Origin of the sequence: Tissierella carlieri (genome assembly GCF_018917285.1) — a bacterium.
Lineage (GTDB): Bacteria > Bacillota > Clostridia > Tissierellales > Tissierellaceae > Tissierella > Tissierella carlieri.
Genome location: NZ_JAHLOH010000033.1, coordinates 1 through 23072, shown reverse-complemented (window position 1 = coordinate 23072; position 23072 = coordinate 1). Strand labels below are relative to the sequence as shown.

The window sequence follows — 23072 nt, the reverse complement described above, 5'->3', positions numbered from 1 at the left end:
GTCGTGATAAAATGATTACATTAGTCACAGGCGGGGCTAGATCAGGAAAAAGCCGATTTGCAGAAAATCTATATAAAGATGAAAAAGATGTAGTATATATAGCCACATCTAAGGCAACAGATGCTGAAATGAGAGAAAGGGTAAAACTTCACCAAGAATCTAGACCAAGTGAATGGAGAACTTATGAGGGGAACTATGATCTTCAGAACTCCATAGGTAAAGAAAGGAATTACTTACTTGATTGTATCACTGTCCTTACATCTAATATAATGTTCGATATATCAAAAGATGTAGAATATATAGATTATGATATGCAAAGGCGAATAGAAGATACAGTAATTCGAGAGATGCAAAATTTAATCAACGGTATTAGTCTAAAAGATTACAACTTGGTCTTAGTAACAAATGAAGTAGGAGATTCTATAGTCCCAGAACACCATATATCTAGGGTTTTTAGAGATATTCAAGGGAGGATAAACCAAAAAATCGCTTCATTAGCAGATGAGGTTTATTTGGTATGTTGTGGCATACCAGTGAAAATCAAATGATAAAAGGGCTCATACTTTCTTTACAGTTCTTTTCAAGAATACCTATTAATATTAATGTAGATTTTAATGAAAAGAATATTAGATACAGTATATTCTTTCTTCCTTTAGTTGGAGCTATAATAGGAGGCTTTGGAGGATTAATCTATTATTTGATTTCTCCATACAATAGACTTGTTGCTTCCTTTTTGGCACTACTCGCCACTATAATATTAACAGGCGGTCTACATTTAGACGGCCTTTCCGATACCTTTGATGGATTTTTATCCAATAGAGATAAGGAAAGGACATTAGAAATAATGAAGGATAGTAGAATTGGTGCCTTTGGAGTTCTGATCCTTGTACTTCTGATTCTATTTAAATTTATATTGATATATAGCATTGAAAACCTGCCTCTAGCTATAATCCTATCCTTTGCGAATAGTAGATTGGTGGTTGCAAGAATAATATCATATAAGAAGAATGCTAGACCTGGTGGATTAGGTGACTTATTTCATAAAAGTAATCCTAAGAGTTTAATGATTGCAAGTGGGATTATTTATATGGCTATTTTGATATTATTAGACATAAGGTATTTAGTTCCATTACTAATTACATTTTTAGCTGGAGAATACATATCAAGCATATCCTATAAAAAGATAGATGGGTTGACTGGAGATGTATATGGTGCGATTATAGAATTAGGAGAGGCTGTTTCCTTACTTAGCTTTTGGAGTGTGATGTTATGGATATAATTATGATACGCCATGGAGAATCAGAGGATAATATACAAAGGATTTTTAGCAGGAATGATACTAGGCTTACAGAGAAGGGTATAGAACAGATAAAGAAGACTAAGGAATTAATAAATAAATTTAGCTATGACAAAGTATATTATAGTCCGTTAAAAAGAACGGTGGAGACATTGGAGAACCTAGGATTAATAGGCACTGAGGATATAAGAATTAGGGAAATTAACTTTGGAATATTCACTGGAAAAACCTTTGAAGAAATATCAGAGATTTATCCTGATGAAACTAAATCCTGGTTAGATGATACACAAAGCTATATTATTCCTGAAGGGGAAAGCTTATTAGATGTATATAATAGGGTAAGGGAATTTTTAGATGAAGTATCTCAATATAAGGAGAACATATTACTCGTCACCCATGATTGTGTTATTCGCTTGGCATTATCTTGGATATTCGATAATCCAGATTATTTCTTTAAGTTTAAAGTAGATAATGGAAGTATAAACATAATATCAATAGAAGATGGATTTAAATATATAAAGAAAATAAATTGACATAAGAGGATAGTTTTTTTGTGCGGTTGTACAGAAGGGCTGTCCTTTTTTACATATAAGATAACTTTCATTTTAAGATATTAAAATTATTTTTAATTTTTGGACAAAAGTTAGCTGACTTTAAGATTTAAAGATTATATGATTAGTATAAAAAATTTAATATATTTGTTTTAAATATTAAAGGAGGCGAATCATATGCAAATTAAAGCATGGATAAAGCGTACATTAATTTATACTCTTATTTTAGCATTTGGTTTTTCATTAGGATTAGCAGGCCAGGTATCAGCAAATTCATATCTTAATCAAAGTTTTATGCCAGCACCGGAATATCCTAAGAACGAGTCCGGCGAGACATACGGCTCTGCGTTAAAAGCAACTTCGCCCGCTAACGAACCAGATCTTATTCAAGCAATTGGCGAAGATGGAACTGTTGGATATGTGAGAAATTCAGATCTTATTGATAAACAGCCTAAGACTCCAGAAGAGGCTCTAAAAATGAATACAGAAACTTGTGAAAAAGAGATTACTCTTTATGCTTCAGACGGTAAGACAGTCATAGGTAATTTTAAAATTACAAAAGGAATAGTAGTAGAAAGGTAGTAAAATACCATAACTCGGCGCATGTCGATTTGAAGTGAACCCTTTTTGATAGATAGAAAAACAAAATCTAATGAAAAGGGTTATTTTTATTCCAAAAGCAATTTATACTACGGGAAATAATATAACCTCGGCTAATGTCAAAGTATTTGATGTGCGGTATCCACTTTCCATTTATGAATTTGTTAATAATCTAACAAGTGGTGGAGAATTAGAATGTGGAAAGATAAAAAATATATGTTGCTTCACGATAAGGAACATATGAAGAACTGTATTAATAAAAAACAAAATAAACCTGACAAGCCTCCTGTGAATTTAGTCCTTATCTTCTCTTAGCTACATAGATTTTTGAAGTCAATCATACCTATGGTGAATGTAAACAGAAAAAGTTGTAACAATGGAATAACAATTTATCGTTTACATTTTGTCCCATCCCACCTCTCTATCATATAGAAAGGTGGGATGTTCTATGTTGAAAGATATAATTCTCAATGCGCAGGCTTCGTCATAATTGTGAAGGGGGCATAGTTTCATACATATGTAAATCCGTATATTCGAGCTATATTAATAAATCTAAGACTAACTGCAAATATTTCCAATCAACAATTCCATTTTCAGGACTAAATGAGAATGAAAAGTATTACGCAGAACTATCTTTGTCAACAGTTGATAGAGACGATGCTTTGTTAGTATCCAGCCTTAATGAAATTTTGAACCAGCATGAGTTTTGTATCATATATACGATTTATTTTTTGGGATACTCATCAGCGGATATTGCTCAATCAAGTGGTACGTCACGTCAAGCAGTTAACCAAACAAAACGTAGGGCTTTAGAAAAATTACGAAAAGCCTTTGTTGTTTAGTATCTATTTGTGTGGACTAAACCCACCCGCCTTTAGCTGTATACACTTTAAGCCTTACCTTTGAATTGAAATATTTCTTTATAAGTTTACAAATTACAAACATTTTTCTCCTTATTTTTTGTATTCAACCCAAGTTTTCCAGACTTTCGACGCCGTCAACCTTCCTGGGTTACTCTTTTCGAGGCTCAGTTACTTTCAGGCCTACTACCTGACTAGCTACGCTTAGTGGCTGCGATTACTCTCAGACACCCAAGACTCGCTATTGGTGACTCGGCTGGTGTCTTCTCAAGCAAGGTTTCCACTTGCTAAACTTCACAACATGGGCTTAGTCGCATAATTATTTGTATAGCGTTTACAAATCATTTATCGGGATCTCTTTAGTAAGTAAGCTTGCAAGCCAACATCATTAAAGTGGGGGAGACTTTATCGAATACTCAGCGCAGGGTCCCGGCTGAACTCGACCCACAGGAAGAAGACGCAAAATACGAGATGAAAGGGGGTAATTCCAATGTTTCCATAAATGCGCTCATACACAGTAGATTTATAACACTTCTATCATTATCCAAATAAAAAGAAAAGGAGAATTACAATGAAAAAGTCTATTAAATCAATCATGACTCTGGCCCTGGTCATTACCATTCTGTCCGTAAGTGCGATGTCAGCTTTCGCTGCTTCAAGTTTTTCTACCTCTACTCAGAAAAACGGCACACTTAGTGGAGGAACGTATTGCGGAGTTGGAGGCTCACCTAATCTTAGTTTCTCAGAAACACTTCTAGCTTCCCCTACCTCAAGCTCCTATATCAAAGCATCTCACCAAGTGGTAAATTATTCTACTGGAGCTACTGTTGCAACACCAAGTTCTGGTTCCGGGTATAATACGAGCTACGTTTCGTCATATGTCTATTTGAACGCTGGAAAATACACTTCTTACGGTACGCATGATTTCTATAACGGCTCTGAGACAATATCCAAATATACAAATCTTGTCGGATTTACCGTCTATTAGCATTTATGTAGTCTGGCAGGAACGCGCAACGCGCGTTCCTGCCAAATAACCAAAAGAAGATATTCCGCATAGATAATCCAGCATACAAAAATCTTCATAATTTGAAAGGAATGATCATTAACATGAGAAAGATAGCAGTATTTCTGGTGATAGGCATATTATTTTTGTTTTCATCTTGCGCGAAGGAACCCATTCCGGCGGAATCACTGCCGACGGGTATAGATCCCCTTAATACTTCGGAGAGTAGTAATTATGGTCAATTATCGGCAATAGGAAAACCACTGCCGGAGGGTACGATATCGCGTAAAAGGGTAAACTCTCCGCATACCTTGGGATACGATGTATACAACGGCGAGCCTATCGAAGTTTCACTCGAAGTCTTAGCAAGCGAAACTCCAACTTATACAGAGGGTTACATGGTTTTTGTCGAGGGTATACCTGTACTTTCCAGAATTAAGGTAGACGGTGTTATGCACGAAAAAGAGAAATATATGCACATTGTTGACCATCGCGAGGAAACCACGACAAATGTGAATTTATATTTTGAGCCGCTTGGATTTCAAAAAGAAGAAATTGTGGAGTTTTATATTGCGTATATATTTACTCCTTCCTATATTCCATACGAGTATTATCCTTTATATGGAAACACACATAAGATAATGAACGCTCCTTCGAGCCCTGTTAAAATAGAAAGAGGAAGCGATTCCACAACGAAAAAAATGGCATTGTTCCCCTCAAGAACATATGAGATTCCTAATGAAATATATAAAATGTATGAGCATGAAGATGGGACGAATTATTTAGACTCAGACCCAATTGTCGAATTATACGATGGCAGCGGGAATCAGATTGTACAACAAATGGGTGCAAACGGCTATACAGATTTAAAGATCAAACTATATGGAGGAAATTCAACCCAATATAGACTTACACTATTAATCGACCAACAGCCGGTTTTGATTTCGGGTAAAGACTATCTTGAGGTTACGCTTGAGAAAGGCACGACGGCAGAATTTGATTTTACGATAGACATATCTGAACTTGATAGAAAAAGTACAATTATGGCAGTTGCTCTTCCTTATGGAGATACATTTCAGAGGTATATTACACATTCTGTTCCGGTGTTGCTGATAAATCTGGACAAACCACAAGCAGAAGAGGACATCGTCCCGCCTGAATATAAATATGCTGAATGAGACGACTGAGCCAGTTGTGATTTGAAAGCCCGTCACACCAATGTTACTGAGACTTCTGTTCAACCATTCTACAACGTACGCCCGGCTTCGCTATCAACAGCTCCCAATCGTAGTTATTATTCTACGATTGGGAGCTTCTTCGTTATGGTCGTTTTTTACGACGCAGTGTAAGATTACCGCAGGCTTTCTGATTGTTATATTGAAACTAAGCAGAAACTGCTTGTGGGGATCAACCGTTTTTTTAATGCCTATGAATATCGAGTAGTGGACCAATAAACCCATGCCTGCAAATTTCTGTATTATTTCTCTTGACATCACCACGCGTTTGTAGTAATATGAGATTACTACATAAGTGTAGTAAAGTTGTCGCAGACGTACGGCAATAAACGGAGGTGTACACCATGACCAATTTTCAAAAACTATCGGAAACGGAAATGGAAGTGATGCAAATTATCTGGGCATCCGGCCATCCCATGACTTCCAGCGAACTGCTTGACATATTTGCGCGGAACAAAGGTAAGGAATGGAAAGGGCAGACAATGGCAACCTTTCTGGCAAGGCTGGTTGAGAAAGGCGTCCTGATTTCCACAAAGCAGCAGGGCCGCACGAATATCTATGAGCCTTATATGTCGCCGGAGGAATACCGGAGCCGGGAAGCAAAAAGCCTGCTGGAAACACTGTATGAGGGTTCGGTCAAAAACTTCCTGGCAACACTTTATGACGGCAAAGAACTGACAAAGGATGAAATAGCTGAATTGAGGTGCTGGTTCGCGGAAAAGGCAGGTGTAAAGAATGAGTAATCTGTTTTCAAATCTCCTTGCCATGTCCATTGCGGGAAGTGTGGTTGTCGGGTTGATGCTGTTACTTCGGCCTGTAACTGCAAAAATCTTTCCTGCCAAGTGGCAATACGGAATTGGGAAAATGGCAATTGCTTTTTTTCTCTTGCCTGTTTCCCTTATTGTGGGAAAGGTTTCTTTTGTTTTGCCAAAGACAATAACGCCAAGGCATCCTTCTGGAACGCCACCTATGGCTATCCCTGAAGCATTACAGCCAAACGGTTTTGTGGATGCAGTAGATACCCTGATGGAGAAACATCTTCCTGCTGCTATGGAAAAACACCTGTCTTTAGAAGTAATGGGAGCCGTTTTGCTCATTTGGTTTGTGGGCACGATGGTATTTGCCGGATGGCATTTCTATTGCTACCGCAGATTTAGCAAGCGGCTTCTGGAAAACAGTATTCCCATACCGGAGGATACGGCCGCCGCCCTGCTTTCCTCACGCAAAGTGGCTTTGGGCGTCCACGGTGATGTAAAACTGATGCTGAACCACAAAATTACAAGCCCTATGCTTGTGGGGCTGTGCCGCCCCATGATACTGCTGCCAGCATCCAACATATCGGAAACGGACTTAAAGCTGGTCCTGACCCATGAACTCATGCACCTGAAACGGAAGGATTTATGGGTGAAAGTGCTTGCGCTGATTGCGGGAACGCTGCATTGGTTTAACCCCTTCGTCCATGTTCTCCGCAAGGATGTAAGCATATGGGGCGAGTTGTCCTGCGACGAGGCGTTGGCATCCGAAATGTCCCATGAGGAAAGAAAGCATTATGGCGAAGCCATTTTGAACACGCTGGACAACCATTCCGGCATGAACACGGCTTTTTATTCTCCCTTATGCGAGAGTAAGAAGCACATTAAAAGGAGATTGATAAGAATGTTGAACGTTAAGAAAACGAAGAAGTCTATTACAGTTTTAGCCGTTGCAGCAATCCTGGCAATCGGCGGTATAGGATTGGCATTGGCTGCCAGTTCGACAGGGAACGACATTAACAATGTTATCGATACCAGTTCGACAAGGAACGACATTGACAATGTTATCAATGTCAGTGCTGATAAACAGAACGATAGCAATATCGACATGAAATATCTGTGGCCAGTAACGGGGTATAATCATATTACCGCTGCATATGGTACCCGCATGCATCCCGTGAAGAAGGAAATGGTGTTTTGTAACGGGATTGATATTCCGGCACCTGAAGGCACACCTGTACTTACTGCCGATAAGGGAACAGTCGCTGAGATAGGAGATAATGAAACGGATGGTAATTATGTCATTTTGAATCACGGCGGGGGTATTCAGACTTTTTACTCGAAATTGTTTGGATTTGCAGAAGGACTTGCAGAGGGAGATACGGTGCAGCAAAGTGACGTTATCGGCTATGTTGGCTCGACAGGCGAAGCAACAAGCCCTCATCTACATTTTCGCCTGATTATTGACGGTGAGTACATTGACCCGACGAGCGTTTTTGCATCGGAAGATTGGTCGGATGGCAGGGGGTCGAAGGCCTGGGATGATTGATTTTTCCGTAGTGTCATGGATGGTGTATTTACCTGATGACCATTCTTGAAGACATTCTGGCGATGTGGTAGTTGTTAAATATGTGTGGGTTTCGTGAAAATGCGGAGCCCACATTTTTGTGTGCCCAGCATCATGTGATTTAACAAATTTTAATCAGCACCAAAAACAGTTGAAACCCCCAAGCCATCACAGTTTTTCTTCACGGTGCTGATTAAAAACTCTTGATGATAACCGGTATAATCATCACGTGCTGATTATTGTGGTTATCAGGAAGAACAACTTATCAGGAATTTTAGAAAAAACCTTAGAACAAGTAGGTATTCGCAGAAAAGTTCCTGATAAGTTTTAGTGTATTTAGGCTTGATTTATACAAATCATATATTAAGATAAAAATGTTTTTCCTGATAAGTTGGAGCAATGATTTTTAAAGTTAGTTGAAATTCCTGATAAGTTTAGTTATACCGACTTTTTAGTTAGCCCGATAAATTTAAAAATGGTTGTAAATATAACAATTACAGATATAAAAATCGGGATAACTTTTATCTGAATTTTGTTGAATGGCAATACATTTTGCTTCTATATCTAAAAAAGTCGGGATAACATTACTTTAATCCATATAATCGTTTTAATACCTCATCATCACTCACATCAAACTGAGGAACAGCAGACCTATCATTCAATGGGCTTTGCATAGAAGTTGCTTTTTGAATAGCTTTTCGTTTGAGTTCTGCATCTGCATGGGCATAAATCATTGTGGTTTCTAAATGAGCATGCCCCAACCATTGAGATACAAGTGTCAAATCCATGAAATTTAACAATTGGAAGGTAATAGCTACCATAACTATTCCAGACGGTATGAGTAGCCAACCCCAATTCCAGTAACTCTTCTGCTGTCTTTTTAATAAGGTTACTGATTATTATTTCTTCTGTCATATTGTTCACTCTCCAATAGATAAAGTCGGGATTAACACCGTTATATCTATTGTTGCCATAATGCTAATAAAATAGAAATATTTTGATGATGTTATACCGACTTTTTTAGATACAGATTAATAGTTCATCTAAACTAGTCTAATTTATTTTAAAAGTTATCCCGATTTTCTCAGCATCAATACCCTAGTTTTTTGGGAATTTATCCTACAGTCGGGATAACTAAAAAGTCGGTATAACCAATAGTATCCAGAATTCCTGATACAAGTGGCAAGTGGAAAGCAGGGCAAGGTGGTACACACCTTGCGATTTCGCTCAAAATTCCCTTACGGGAGTTTTGGCAAATCTGCTTGTTGGGGAGTATCCCCAATCCCCATTGAACGCACAATAAATTGTACGGCTACGCTCCCTTTGGGAGCTTATAAATCACATGAGAAATCATCTCTGATCCTGTGATTTTTCTTTTCAGAAAGTAGTACAGAATATTCCGTTTGCAGAGCCTTAACAGTAGGTAATTTCTTACTGTCTAATTCATCAAAAGCTGCCTTTGCTGCTTTATGCAAAAGCAATCAGAAGTATGTTTTTCATAGAACTTTTTAGAGTATCCCGCCTTACGGTAAGGGGTGTAAACCTCACGAGTTTTTGAATAGTTTATGATATGATTTTTAAGTTTTCCTATCTCCGTCATACGCTTTTCGGCAGTTTTAATTTGAGCCGATAGCTCATGGAAATTATCACTGACAGTCTGTGCTTTTTTCTCTAAATCTTCATAGAAAAGCAGATTATTTTCCGTCAAAAAATTGATAGTCTGTGCCATTTGTTTTAGGTTAAAAATCTTTGCCCACCGTTCATAGCCAGCACCTTTTCCAGCCTGTAATTTTGCCTGTATATCCACTAAAAGATTGACATGGGATTGTGTCTTTTCAGTTGCTTTTTTTCTGTTAGCAAAAGGCTTTTTACCGTCAATAACTGCCTTGATTTCTTTCTCAGAGTATCCACTCCCCAAAGAACGTAGGCGAATGAATTTTTTTTGCTCTTTGCTTTTAAAGGCAAGATATTTTCCTTGTTTAATAGAGTAACCTGCCTGTTCCATTTGCAATAAGAAAGTATCAAAATCGGCAGGCTTTTTTCTAAGGATTTCATCTATGGCAATCCTTAATTTTTCAGAATGAGAAACAGGTTTTTTATCTCCAAGCCATTTGCCATAATGGTTTTTCCCACGCTTTGGATTTTCAACAATAGACAGTCCGTTTTCAAGACAAATACGGTCAGATATTTTACGGACAGCTCTACCTGAACCTAAGAAATCACGGAACTTTTTGGTGCAGTCCAGTGATGTAGAATTAAAAATGATGTGGTTATGAATATGAGCCTTATCTATGTGAGTAGCAACGAAAAAAGCATGATTGCCTTTTGTAAACCGCATACCCAATTCATAGCCTACTTGATTGGCAAGCTCCGGGGTAATCTCTCTCGGCTTAAAGGACTGGCGTATATGATAAGCTATCACATCGTTTGTTTGTTCTCTGCCTGTAATGTCGAGATAAATTCTCTTAGATAAAAGAAATTCTCCCTGTACGGTTTTAGGGTCACACTCATAAGAGCTGATGTATTCGCCATCATTTGTTTTATCGGGATTTTTTGCGTAATCAGTTCGATCTGCAAGGCAATCTGCAATGGATTTTCCTTTGTTCTGGTGCATGGAAATTAATCGTGTAGTTGCCATGAAAACCTCCTTTCCAAATATTGACACAAGGGAACGGTTCTTCTGTGCGGTTGTACAGAAGGGCTGTCCTTTTTTACATATAAAATAACTTTCATTTTAAGATGTTAAAATTATTTTTAATTTTTGGACAAAAGTTAGCTGACTTTAAGATTTAAAGATTATATGATTAGTATAGTATAAAAAAATTAATATATTTAATATAAAGAAAATTAAAATTCTGGATTTAGGGCATCAAATAGATGAAGATGAATATGAGGGGTATGTAACAAATGATAATATAGTAGAGTCTATTAAATAAAAATAGATTCTAATTGATATCAATCTGCGTTATTTTAATAGAATTTATATGTTTAGTTGTATTTAGATTCGAAAGGAGTGATTATATGAATAAGAAAATATTGATGTTGGTTATTTCAATTGTATTATCTTTTTCTTTATTAGGATGTGAGAAAAAAAGTCAAATAATAACAGAAGAATTCAATAATACAATTTGGGAAGAGGAAAATGGGAAAACATCTCTATTATTTATTGACAATAATTTAACCGTAAATTCCGGAGAAATTAAACCTGATATGGAACTAGAAGATATAGAGAATGTAAAATATGAAAGTGGAAAATACGAAGATATTGAAATAAATTTGAAGGATGAAACAATATCAATTAAAAATGAAGATAATATCATAATGGAATTTAAAAAAATATCTGATACTAAAATAGAGAATGAAGATGGAATCATTTTTATAAAAAAACAGATATAGATAATCCATAAAAATAGAAAAAATTAAGTCCAATAATTCAGAAATAATACTTCGTTCTGTAAGAACTTAATTTTTTAAATTATTTTAAGATTTTGGACAAAAGTTAGCTGACTTTAAGATTTTAAAATTATATAATTAATTTATCGAATATAAGATTACAAAAAAAGGGATGTAAATATTGAAATAATTCATCGCTAAAGTTTGATATCCATGGAAAACCAATGTATGCCTTAGTCTATAAAGGAAATAATTTAATCAACATAACGGGGATTTGAAACAAATGATTATACCCTATGCCTTACTTAAATAACAGATAGAGAGATTATGGATAGGGTGTATAAGAAAAAAAGGGGGGATACCATGAAACTGAAAAAGACTAAGAAGTTTAATACAGTAGAGTCTTATGCAGCATGTATCTGCATTGCTACTACTTGTACTTGTAGTTGTGATTCAACATCAGTATATTCATCAAACGGAAGTAGAGTATTCAATAATAAGCACTATGATTCCAACAATTCAGCAGTGAGAGGTTAATCAGTGCTAAGGCATACAGGTTTAGTGAGCCTAGGTAGTTAAACTACCTAGGCTTACAATTAATTAAAGCTAGACGAATAATTGTTTTTTAGATAAAGGTTAGATGACTTTCAAATTTTAAAACTATATAATTAAATTATCGAATATAAAATTACAAAATACTTTATGTATAGAAATGGGTGTAGATATTGGAGAAATATAAAAAAAATCAATTTGAAGGTTATGTAAGAAGCTATTTAGATAAATATCTGGAAGGACAGAGTAAGGAGGATTTTAGTGTAGAGTTTTATGATTACTTATTAAACGAAATCCTTTCTAACTCCATAAAAACATTGTTAATCCTATTTTTCGCATTTAAAAAAGAAAGCTTATTAAAGGGTGATTCTTCGGAAGAAAGATATAGGTATTTCGATAATTACTCATCTACAGAGGAATTTCATGGTTTGGTCAATAGGATGTATCCTCTACTTAAGCAGAGATTAGATAGCATCCTCCATAACCATATAATAAATTATAATGATTTAAATATTAGAGTAAAAAGAGATAAGGAAGAAATCCATAAAAAGTTTGGGTTCAATATGGAAGATTTAACAGATTGTCATATAAAATATGGGGTTTCGGATTATCATAGAGGATTAAAATCCATTTGTATAATTGAAAAAGATAATAGAAGAATAATTTATAAGCCTCGCTCCGGTAAAATAGATATATATTGGAGAACTTTTATCGATTGGTTCAATTCCAAAGAACCATCCTTAAGGCTTGCTAATATTGAAATATTAGATAAAGGAGAGTATCATTGGCAGGAATTTGTGGATAACAAGCCATGTAAATCAGAGCGGGAGATTCAAAAGCTATATTATAGAATAGGTATTTTAGCTGCCATATCCTATATTTTTAAGATAGAAGATTTACATATGGAAAATATTATAGTTAGTGGAGAATTTCCCTATATAATAGATTTAGAAACAATTTTTCAAGTGGATGGGTTTCAAAATTGTCATTTAGAGCTAAAAAGTGCTACTGATATCTTGAATAGGAACATAAATCAATCAATCCTAAGAACACAGCTTTTTCCTACATCTGTCAAATTCCATAATTCAAATATGGATATTTCAGGTATAACGGGAAAAGGTGGACAAGTAATAGAGAATGGTAAAGTTAAGATTAAGAATCAATTTACTGATGAAATAGAAGTCGTTAAAGAAGACGCTATTATAGAGAATAAGTATAATATTGGATGTATAGAGGATATTCTTGTTGACCCTAAAGATTATATTAAAGAGATAATAGCAGGATTTGAAGAAGGATACCTCTTACTTAAAAACAATAAAGAAGAGCTTTTGAAGCTAATAAATTCAGGTGAATTATTTTATGATGTTCGTCCAAGATATCTTTTTAGAAATACAAATTTATATGCTATGATTCTTGAAATGGGTAAGAATCCTAAATATTTAAAGGACAAATCAGAATTAAATAGATTGTATCATCTTCTTTTCAAGACAGCTAACGATCATAATATTAAAATGATATATCAATCAGAACTGGAAGATTTATTTAATGATGATATTCCCTATTTCTATGGAAATATCAATGATAAGACTGTATATAACTCCAATGGAGATAGTTGTTTTGTACTGGATAAAACCCCTTTGATGGAAACAAATGAAAGGATAAAAAATTTAAATCAAAGGGATTTGCGTACCCAAATATATCTTATAGAAAAGGTAATGGCAAAGCAAAAAAAGACTTGGAACACAGTTAGAGAAAAAAGAGATTATAATATGATAAAAAATGAAAGGGATTCATTGACAAAGGCAGCAGAGGGAATAGGAGATATTCTGATTGATAAAGCCATGATTGATGAAAAAACAGAGACCATTAGTTGGTTAGACTTGCAAAATACATTTCCTACTTGGACTATCAAAGCTCAAGATATTTATCTATATGGTGGATTAACAGGTAATGCTATATTTTTTTCCTGTTTATATCAGGAAACGAAAGATGTAAAATATAGGAATATATTGCAAAAAATATTAAATACCATAAAGATTGACCTTCAGGGGACAAATAATAAATCTTCATCAGCATTTAATGGAATGGTTTCATTAGCATATTTATATGCTTTCTTATATAATCAAACAAAAGATAAGGACATGCTTTATCAAAGTCTTTCCATTATAAATAATTGTAAAGCTGAGATATTTCAAAATACATCATATGATATAATCGATGGATTATCAGGTGTTCTTGTAGTCACTTTAAATATATTTGAATTAACTAAAGATAGAGAGCTGGAAGACTTATCAATAGGTATTGGAATAGATATAATAAAAAATATTCATATAGAGAAAGACAGAGCTTACTGGAAGAAAAATAATGGCAATGAACTTATAATAACTGGATTTGCCCATGGTTTAGCGGGAATATCCTATGCACTGGGTAAATTATACAGGCTGACTAACTATAAAAATCATATATCTATAATTGAAAATCTCATAAAGATAGAAAATAACTATTATAGTGATAATATTGAGAATTGGATAGATTTGAGAAGTGAAGAAGTTACAAGCTTAGATACTTCACCTATACATTGGTGCCATGGAGCAACTGGTATAGGGCTATCAAGGTTAAAAGGTAAGGATATAATAGATACTTCCAATGATATGGCTAAAGCATTGAGAGCTGTGGAGAAAAATGGTCTATATCGTGATAGTGACTGCTTATGTCATGGAAATCTAGGAAATATAGAATTATTGTTAGAAGTCTATAAAGAAAATGGTGATTTAAATTTATATAATAAAGCTATTGCCAGAGCAAATGAAATAATTGAAAATGGATATATAAATGGTGTAGGACAGGAATTTGACAGTTCTGGATTTATGTTAGGATTATCAGGAATAGGATATGAAATGCTTAGGATATCAGACCCAAGCAAATATCCTTCTGTATTGCTGCTGGAGGTTTAAGATGAAAAAATCAGTATTAAAATTTTTTGGTACATATATTGATAAGAAAGTAGTTCTTACAAGCTATATTTTTATTCAGATGCTGCTGCATTTTTTAGCATTTAAAGTATTAAACAGGCGTGAATACAATATAATAGAATATTTAACTATATTTTCAGCCTTAGTCCACAGCTTTATCGTTTATGTGGTTCTATTATTAAATGATAAAAGTAAATTGATGATATACTATTATTCTATATCAGCTACTATGTTAAATTTTTTTCTGATAATTGATATAGGTTACTTAAAATATAGTGATATAAGATATATATATGCTCAAAGCATAGTTATGTTTATTATACTGGATATAACTCTGAAGATTTCAACACAGAATATTAGCAGAAAGTTGTTTTATAAGTATATTGTAGTTGCTTTATGGGCTGTAGGGATAATGTTTGGAATATTTAAAATTGAGATTTATATGTTAGTTTATCAGATTACATTTATAATCATTATTATTTATCCGAGTATATTCTTAGTATTAAATTATAAAAAGCTTAGAAATTATGGCAGGCATTTGCTTCCCATAATTTCATTATTTGCTATTGTAAATATTATATATTTTATATTGACTTTCGTTATTTTTCAGGAATATAGCGGAATGCATAACTACGACTTATATATATACCTAAATTTAATAGAAATGTTTCTGAGCTATCTAGTTTTATCGGCTATAGGATTTTGGAAGCTTGTAAAGAATAAAAAAAGTACCATAAATAGAAGTATAATAATTAATTGCATTTTTATAATAGGATATTTATATTGCATCAAGGATAATAAAGAGAATTTAAAATTAATTATCTTTTCACTCCTTAGCTTTTTTACGATATTAAAGCAATCTCAGCTATTAAATCATTATATAAAGCTCAAAGATAACAGAATAAATCATAAACAAAATGGATTGGTATCTCCCAGTATATTTAAAGAAATATTAGAAACCAGTATATCAGACTTCAGAAAGGAAGAAATATATAAGGAACAGGTGGCGGATTTTTTACATGATGAGATTTTACAAGATGCCATATATATAAAGAAGGAGCTTCGTGACAACTATGAAATATCAATAAATGATAAAATATTTGAAATCGTGGATAATATGATAAATACGACAAGAGGACAAATTAGTCTGCATAGACCCTATATAAATTATAATATAAGTTTGGTGGAAAACTATTACAATCTGATACAATCCTTAAAAAAGAGATTTGGAAATGATAATATACTGGTAGATTTTATATGTGACGACAAATTATTTTTAAGTTCACCATATGATTTAGTAATTTATAGAATGATTCATGAATTAATTACCAACATTTTCAAACATTCAAAAGGATATTTTTCTTCTATAGAATTGAAGATTCAAGATAAAATAATTTCATTAACAGTAACTAACTATGGAGACTATTTGAGCAATGAAAATAGTAACAATACCGATAGCAGAGGTCTTAAGATTATAAAAAGAGAAGTCGATAGGTTTGGTGGTACATTGGATATAAATTCATCAATAGATACTGATATGTTAATGAATACAGATATATTTAATAATTCCATAGTTAACATAAGTATTAAAATACCAATTAAGGGGGAGATAACCTATGAACATTTTATTAATAGATGACCATGGAATGTTTTGTGAAAGTCTAAAGCTCACTTTGGAGAGAGATGAATGTATTGAAAATGTTCATATATTACAGGACGTGGGTGAAGCAAAACGAAAAATACTAAATAAAGAATATGACATTATTTTAATGGATATCAATATCAAAAAGATTACAGGGAAGGAAGACGGTCTTACAATAGCAAAAGAACTTTTAAAGAGAGATAATACATTGAAAATAGTAATGCTAACAGGATTTGATATGCCGGGATATGAAGCAGAAGCGCAACAAATAGGAGCTAAAGGCTTTATATGTAAAGATGAGTATACAGAAGTATTAATTGAAAAGCTTAAAAAGGTATATAATGGAGAAACCATATTTAGAAAAGTAACTAGCCATATAAATGAACTGACGGAAAGAGAAAAGGAGATATTGCAATTATATAGTTCAGGATGTTCAAGAAAGGAAGTTGCAGATAAATGTAATATATCAGTTAGTTCATTAGCAGTAGCCTTAAATAGAATTTATGAAAAATTAGATGTAAAAAACTATCAGGAAATGATAAACAAAGCACTGGAATTGGGATATATAAAGCCAAATTTTTTTTGAAATATTAAAGCATAGAATAGATAATTCTATGTTTTTATTTTTTGGAAAATTTTAAAATATGTACAAAAGTTAGCTGACAAGAAATTTATTATAAAATATACTTTAATTAAAATAATAAAGGGGGTAGACAAGCATGAATATATTATTAGAAAAAATAGACAAGACTGTGGATGAAATGATTGACAAAAATTTAATTATGGACATGACTGAGCAACAAATGATGAACCTAATTTATGAAGATGAATTATTCACAAGAACTATAACAAGCCCATGTCCTACAAGCTTTTTAGTATGTTGCTAGTAAAGTATATAGAATAATAACCAGAATATAAATACCATAAAGAATATTTTATGGAGGTGATTGGATGAATAAACCGATAATACAGTTATTTAAAACAATCAACAATTATTATCTCCTAGATGGAGTGAAATGTGAAATTCTTCCTATAAATAAAGAATCATTTCAATATTTAGATGGGGTACTAAAGGGGAAAGATGATTTTTCAACAGAAAAATTGCCTACAGAAGAGTTAATTCAGCTTCATCATCATGGATATCTGTCAACAAAAAATAACGTAGAAAAACTTCAACATTCCTATGCAAATTACTTACCTTATTTTATGCAGCGTAAACTAAATAAAATAACATTACAAGTTACTCAAGGCTGCAATTTTCGATGTAAATACTGCGTATATTCCGATGAAACAAATAAGAAGCAAAGAACCCATAGTCAGGAAAGTATGTCCTTAGAAACAGCAAAAGAAGCAATAGATTTTTTGTTAGCTCATTCAATTGATAGCAAGCATATAAATATAAGCTTTTATGGAGGAGAACCGCTATTAGCCTTTGGTTTAATTAAAGATGTTGTTGATTATGCAGAAAAGATATTTAAAGGAAAAAAGATTTCATATAATATGACCAGCAATGGTACTCTTTTAGATGAAGAAAAAATTGAATTTTTAATAGAGCATGATTTTAGTCTAATGATAAGCCTAGATGGTCCAAAGGAAATCAATGACCTAAATAGAGTATATCCAGATGGCAGTGGTACCTATGATTCTGTTATGAAAAAAATTCAGCTTATTCAAGAAAAATATCCTGATTTTGGTGAGAAGCTAAGTATCAGTATGGTTATGGATCCAAGTAATGACTTTGACTGTATAAACTCAGTCACATTAGGTGGCAGGGATTTTAAGCCTCTAAACCTAAACGCAACTGTAATAGATACTGATTATGACTATGATAAGCCATTAAACTATTCAGAAGATTATATTTGGAAATTTGAATATAATATATTTCTAGCCCTTATGTCCTATTGGAAAAGATATCCAATAGAGAAGATATCCTCAATATCAAAGTCAGTGATACAGAAAACAGTAAATGATTTATATAAATTTGAAGAATCACCGGCTATAAAAGCCTATGATGCACCTTCAGGACCTTGTATTCCAGGACAAATGAGATTATTCTCCGATATAAATGGAAATTTATTTCCCTGTGAGAGAGTAAGCGAAACCTCAGAAGCAATGAAAATAGGGACTCTAAAAGAGGAATTTGACATTAAACAAATAGAAAGATTACTCAATTTTAGTCAATTAACGGAGGAAGAGTGTAAGGGTTGCTGGGCTTTTAGATATTGTAATCAATGTGCAAAAAAGGCTGATGACGGAACTAAGAATATGTCTAAGGAATTAAAGCTGTCACATTGCAGAGCCTCTAAATCTACTGCTTATTCAGAGATAATGGAGTACTTAATAATGAAGGAAATTCCTGAATATTATGGGGAGCAAGTACGGAATGTATAAAAAAGGAGAAGATATAAATGGGAGAAAAAGCTGCTATATATCCATTTTATCCTAGACTATTACCATATATTAAACATTATAACAAATTGCAGGACAGGTATGAAATAACCGAGGTCTATGCTCCGCAAGGGCTGGGATTGAAGGATAAGGATTTGTCCTTCGCCTGCAATCATCCGTCAATAGGGAAAAAGGGGAACTTAATAGATAATATAAATAAATCTGATGCTGATATACTTGTATTGGTTGACGATATAGAAGATGATTTTGACAATGAAGATTTTTTTGATATTGCAAATATTGCTTTGCAGAAGGGAATGAAAGTCAATTATTATGCCAAATCAATATTTGCAGTAAGGGATGAGATGAGAAGACTATCTGAAGACTATAAAGATAATATGAAAATAATCATAGAAGAGCATAAGAATAATGAACTGGGACAGACGAAGGGCTCTTTGCAGACTCCTGTTATCTTAGTCGGAGGGATGCTTGATGAGCCGGATGTATTGGAGGTTTTACTTCAGTCTTATTTAAATCTAATTGAATTGGGATTGAAAGTAAGTGTATTTACTAAAACACCATTTTCATTAGGTACAAATTTTCACAGCATAAATGCTTTGTTTAGCAATGGACTTGATGAAAAGACAACTATATCATATTTAAAAGAAACATTAAAGGAAGTAGAACATATAGAACAACCGGATATTATATTAATAGAAACACCTGATCCAATTATGGAATACAATGAATTTGCACATAACGGATATGGCATAAGGACTTATATGTTGTCCTTGGCAGTAATTCCAGATTCTATGATAAATGTTATACCTGTTGAATTATGTGTAGCTGAGTATGTAGAGATGGTCAGTAAGTTTGTTGAGGAAAAATATAATACCAAATTAGATGGTGTTCATGCCAGCAATTCTATAATAGATTCCTTATATGTGGTTCAGTCACAAGAACTTTCATGGGTTCATATACCTACTGAAGAAGTAAATAAAAGTTTACAATTTAATCAGGGTCAATCTAAGATTCCAATTATCAATGTAATACAGGCTGGTACAAATATGATTACAAATAATATCATCAATAGATTATCTTATTGAAGGAGATGAATAGATGATTACAAAAGAATTAACCACAGTATTATTGGAAATCTTAGAGGAAGATTATTTGATTTCACATGATAGACTAAAAGAAGAATATTGGGATATGCCATTGACAGGAAAACACTTCAGATTATCAGGATTTGAACTAGCAGCCTTAGTATTAGAATTTGAAAAGAGATCGGGAATTATGATTGATATCAATGAAAAACCAATGTATGCCTTAGCCAGCATAAATGACATACTTAAATCAATATCACAAGGGGAGTTTGCAACAAATAATTGACATTGGATTATGGATAGGGTGTAAAAAAAGAAGGGGGGATACTATGAAACTTCGTAAAGCTAAGAGATTCAATACAGTAGAATCATATGCAATATGTGCATGCCCAATGGCTTCATGCTCTTGTTGGTGTAGTTGTAGCTCAGATTTAGCATTCACAACTCCATATAATAGAAATGATCAAAGTATATACGACAGAAATCGCTATGATACTGTTGCTTTATCCATATGATGCCAATGCTGCATCTATGAAAAAGTAATCATTGCTAAGGCATACAGGTTAAGTAAGTCTAGGTAGCTTGACTGCCTAGACTTACAATTATATTGAATTATTGAGAAATTATACATATATATTATAATAGATTGGTTTATTCATATAATTAATAGTAAATAAAGTATAAGGAGAGTGAAATCCATGAAAAATCCAATAAACAAATCCAACCTAAGAAGACCTCTGAAGGGAATACTCCTTCTAAGTATACTGCTAATAGCATCAAATCTCTTTATATCGAGCATTAGTCAGTTTTACATAGTTAATAGGGAGATTGATAATATTGGAAAATATTATAGAAGTATCGGAAAAATACTACCATTAGATGAAAATAACTTTGATGTAAAAGAAGCTCAGGAGCTAATCACTGGTGACCCAATGATAGATTTTGAAGATAATAAAAGATATACTATTGGAGTGATAGATGGGTTATATAGAAATAAAAGAAATAATCCTGTTTTTTTCCATATACCAGGTTCAAATGCACTTGATCATATATTTATTGGAGAAATGCGAGAAGTATATAAATATCAACATGCTGAGAGCATTTATGAAGGTTCAGCATTAGATGTTAAGGTTACAAATATATTGGCAGGAAATCCAGACTATATAGAAGGAGATTTTCGCTATAAAAATGAGCAGGAACATCGATTCCTTTTTTTATCCCATTCCATAGTAACGGGAGAAAAACTTGAATATATCAATGATGATGTAATAGATGAGCTATTCCAAATGAAACCTGGAAAAAAGTACTTATTCAGAACATTTCTTCATGCATCTGGTGAGATTGGCTTCTTTGCTAAACCGCTTTATAATGATGGACCTCTCTATATAGAGCTAGATGATAATGGGTATATAGATTGGGAGGCTCCACAGTTTAAAATCATCAAAGAGGAAATGGACTTTATAAATGAAAATATTATTTCATATTTTCTTACAGGCATTAAGGATATGACAACAATGCCGGAAGTACAAGATAGTGCAAAGGATTATTATCTAGTAGAAGGACGTTGGTTTAACAAGGAGGATGATGAAAATCAAAACCATGTAGTTATAATACATGATACCGTTGCCAAAAATCATAAAATAAATATTGGAGATAAGATTAATATTAAAATGCGGGATTCTGACTATGGTTTTTCAGAATTATGTTCAGAAAAGGATAAAAGAGAATGGAAGACATATTATGTCAGTGAACCTAAGCCCTTTGAAGTAATAGGTATATTTAATTTCAACGTTTCCCCTCGATTTCAATACGTTTATATGTATGTTCCGAATAGTACCATACCTGTAGAACTTGGCAGATATACTAAAGGGTTAGATGAGTCAATACCTATTGATTCTTACTCATATACTTTTGTTTTAAAAAACGCAAGTGATGAATCAGCTTTTATAGAAAAGTATAAAGAGCCATTAAAAGAATTAGGATATGAGTTATCTTTTTTAATAAATAATGTGGAAAGCTTTTTAGAGTCTTCTGCTCCAATTAAAAGAGCTACAGCAATAAACTTTGTGCTTTTTAGTGTACTTTTAATATTAATACAAGGGTTTGTGATATATGTATATATAGAAGGACACAAGCTTAATTATGCAATAGAAAGGGCTTTGGGAATTCCGTCAAAGATTAGTGGAAAACATCTGGTATTACCACTAATTATATATGGTATGATAGCATCGGGAATTGGAGGCTATATAGGTTTTAACAATGCTATGGAGAAGTCGATGGAATTGTTAGGAAGTGTTCCTGCTACTACACAGACTACTGTTAACTCAGGATTAGATATAAAATACTTTATACTATTTATCCTATTATCTATGCTTCCCTTTGTGATAATGTTGATGCTTAGAATAAATAAGCTTAAAAATTCTTCTATTATAGATTTAATTAACAACAATAAAAAGAGAAAAACGATTCAAGGGAAAACTGAAAGTTTGGAAGTGGCTAAAGCTACTAATGCAATGACAATAGAAAGTAAAGTGATTACGAAACAATTAGAAGATGATAAAGAGAAAGATATAAAAGATGATAAATTGATAGGGAAAAAGGACAGCAAAAAAGCATTAAGAAGATTTTCATTAAAGCATAATTTGCGTTCCAAAGCTACATCTATTCTTCTAATAGTATTAGCAGGAATATTTACTTTTTCATTATTATGGATGAATTACATAACCATTAAAAATAATGAACTTATAGAAAAGGCATATAAAGACTACATAATAACAGCAGATATAATAGCACAAGGAAATTTAGTTTCAGATACAAGAACAGGTCCAATTAGTGGAAGACATATAAATAACTTAATGGAAACAGAATTAGTTGAAGACTATTCTGCCACAGCATTAATGATTTATGATGAGCTATATACAGATAGGGATGGTGTTATAGAAAAGTATGAAGTTGGAGAAAAGGATAAGGTTCATGTTTTTATATCTCCTCCTAAATTTGTAGTAAAAGCTAGTAACAAAAGCTACAATAGTTCTGATGGAGTTATGGAGTTTACTGAGTTAAATATTATAGATGGTTATTCATTGGAAGATTTTCATAAGGAATATATTAGAGGTTATAAAGGTCTTGAAACAATTATTGTAGATGAAAA

22 protein-coding genes are annotated in these 23072 nt (G+C 33.1%); 20 read left to right on the top strand and 2 right to left on the bottom strand.

What is annotated here, in order from left to right; all coding sequences use genetic code 11:
- Positions 1–11 precede the first annotated feature (11 nt).
- From cobU to KQI38_RS10230, 9 genes are all read left to right on the top strand, one after another.
- Complete coding sequence (cobU, locus tag KQI38_RS10270; protein ID WP_216559058.1) at positions 12–548, top strand: bifunctional adenosylcobinamide kinase/adenosylcobinamide-phosphate guanylyltransferase; 537 nt, start codon at positions 12–14, stop codon at positions 546–548.
- Complete coding sequence (cobS, locus tag KQI38_RS10265) at positions 545–1279, top strand: adenosylcobinamide-GDP ribazoletransferase (protein WP_216559055.1); 735 nt, start codon at positions 545–547, stop codon at positions 1277–1279. The genes cobU and cobS overlap by 4 nt, the downstream gene beginning before the upstream one ends.
- A complete protein-coding gene (locus KQI38_RS10260) occupies positions 1270–1830 on the top strand; it encodes a histidine phosphatase family protein (RefSeq protein WP_216559052.1) in 561 nt (186 codons plus the stop codon). Before cobS ends, KQI38_RS10260 begins: the two co-directional genes overlap by 10 nt.
- A 312-nt stretch (positions 1831–2142) precedes the next feature.
- Positions 2143–2430: a hypothetical protein gene (locus tag KQI38_RS10255; RefSeq protein ID WP_216559049.1), complete on the top strand. Its 288-nt coding sequence runs from the start codon at positions 2143–2145 to the stop codon at positions 2428–2430.
- A gap of 488 nt (positions 2431–2918) precedes the next feature.
- A complete protein-coding gene (locus tag KQI38_RS10250; protein ID WP_216559046.1) occupies positions 2919–3290 on the top strand; it encodes a sigma factor-like helix-turn-helix DNA-binding protein in 372 nt (123 codons plus the stop codon).
- A gap of 589 nt (positions 3291–3879) precedes the next feature.
- Complete coding sequence (locus KQI38_RS10245) at positions 3880–4296, top strand: hypothetical protein (RefSeq protein WP_094900534.1); 417 nt, start codon at positions 3880–3882, stop codon at positions 4294–4296.
- Positions 4297–4397: 101 nt separating this feature from the next.
- Positions 4398–5492, top strand: a complete 1095-nt coding sequence (locus KQI38_RS10240; protein ID WP_216559043.1) for a hypothetical protein — start codon at positions 4398–4400, stop codon at positions 5490–5492.
- A 401-nt stretch (positions 5493–5893) separates the two neighbouring features.
- Positions 5894–6292, top strand: coding sequence for a BlaI/MecI/CopY family transcriptional regulator (locus KQI38_RS10235; RefSeq protein ID WP_216559040.1), 399 nt, complete (start codon positions 5894–5896; stop codon positions 6290–6292).
- Positions 6285–7850 carry a M23/M56 family metallopeptidase gene (locus KQI38_RS10230; RefSeq protein WP_216559037.1) on the top strand — a complete coding sequence of 522 codons (1566 nt, stop codon included), beginning with the start codon at positions 6285–6287 and terminating at the stop codon, positions 7848–7850. Before KQI38_RS10235 ends, KQI38_RS10230 begins: the two co-directional genes overlap by 8 nt.
- A gap of 602 nt (positions 7851–8452) precedes the next feature.
- Here KQI38_RS10230 and KQI38_RS10225 read toward each other — a convergent pair.
- Positions 8453–8656: a hypothetical protein gene (locus KQI38_RS10225; RefSeq protein ID WP_216559034.1), complete on the bottom strand. Its 204-nt coding sequence runs from the start codon at positions 8654–8656 to the stop codon at positions 8453–8455.
- 650 nt (positions 8657–9306) lie between these two features.
- Positions 9307–10506: a relaxase/mobilization nuclease domain-containing protein gene (locus KQI38_RS10220; RefSeq protein ID WP_216559031.1), complete on the bottom strand. Its 1200-nt coding sequence runs from the start codon at positions 10504–10506 to the stop codon at positions 9307–9309.
- A gap of 383 nt (positions 10507–10889) precedes the next feature.
- Here KQI38_RS10220 and KQI38_RS10215 point away from each other — a divergent pair, with 383 nt between their 5' ends.
- The 11 genes from KQI38_RS10215 to KQI38_RS10165 form a co-directional block, all read left to right on the top strand.
- Positions 10890–11264, top strand: coding sequence for a hypothetical protein (locus tag KQI38_RS10215; RefSeq protein WP_216559029.1), 375 nt, complete (start codon positions 10890–10892; stop codon positions 11262–11264).
- A 360-nt stretch (positions 11265–11624) separates the two neighbouring features.
- Positions 11625–11798, top strand: coding sequence for a hypothetical protein (locus tag KQI38_RS10210; RefSeq protein WP_216559026.1), 174 nt, complete (start codon positions 11625–11627; stop codon positions 11796–11798).
- Between the two features lie 188 nt (positions 11799–11986).
- Entirely contained in the window at positions 11987–14767 is a 2781-nt protein-coding gene (locus KQI38_RS10205; RefSeq protein WP_216559023.1) for a type 2 lanthipeptide synthetase LanM family protein, read from the top strand.
- A gap of 1 nt (position 14768) precedes the next feature.
- Positions 14769–16424, top strand: a complete 1656-nt coding sequence (locus KQI38_RS10200) for a sensor histidine kinase (protein ID WP_216559020.1) — start codon at positions 14769–14771, stop codon at positions 16422–16424.
- Positions 16402–17013, top strand: coding sequence for a response regulator transcription factor (locus KQI38_RS10195; RefSeq protein WP_216559017.1), 612 nt, complete (start codon positions 16402–16404; stop codon positions 17011–17013). Before KQI38_RS10200 ends, KQI38_RS10195 begins: the two co-directional genes overlap by 23 nt.
- A 133-nt stretch (positions 17014–17146) precedes the next feature.
- A complete protein-coding gene (locus KQI38_RS10190) occupies positions 17147–17314 on the top strand; it encodes a hypothetical protein (protein ID WP_158220068.1) in 168 nt (55 codons plus the stop codon).
- Between the two features lie 64 nt (positions 17315–17378).
- Positions 17379–18818: a radical SAM/SPASM domain-containing protein gene (locus KQI38_RS10185; protein ID WP_216559014.1), complete on the top strand. Its 1440-nt coding sequence runs from the start codon at positions 17379–17381 to the stop codon at positions 18816–18818.
- Positions 18819–18835: 17 nt separating this feature from the next.
- A complete protein-coding gene (locus tag KQI38_RS10180) occupies positions 18836–19921 on the top strand; it encodes a hypothetical protein (RefSeq protein WP_216559011.1) in 1086 nt (361 codons plus the stop codon).
- Between the two features lie 13 nt (positions 19922–19934).
- Positions 19935–20207 carry a hypothetical protein gene (locus tag KQI38_RS10175; protein WP_216559009.1) on the top strand — a complete coding sequence of 91 codons (273 nt, stop codon included), beginning with the start codon at positions 19935–19937 and terminating at the stop codon, positions 20205–20207.
- A gap of 43 nt (positions 20208–20250) precedes the next feature.
- Entirely contained in the window at positions 20251–20436 is a 186-nt protein-coding gene (locus KQI38_RS10170) for a hypothetical protein (RefSeq protein ID WP_216559008.1), read from the top strand.
- 183 nt (positions 20437–20619) lie between these two features.
- On the top strand, positions 20620–23072 hold a 2453-nt coding region (locus KQI38_RS10165), incomplete at its 3' end, for an ABC transporter permease (RefSeq protein WP_216559006.1).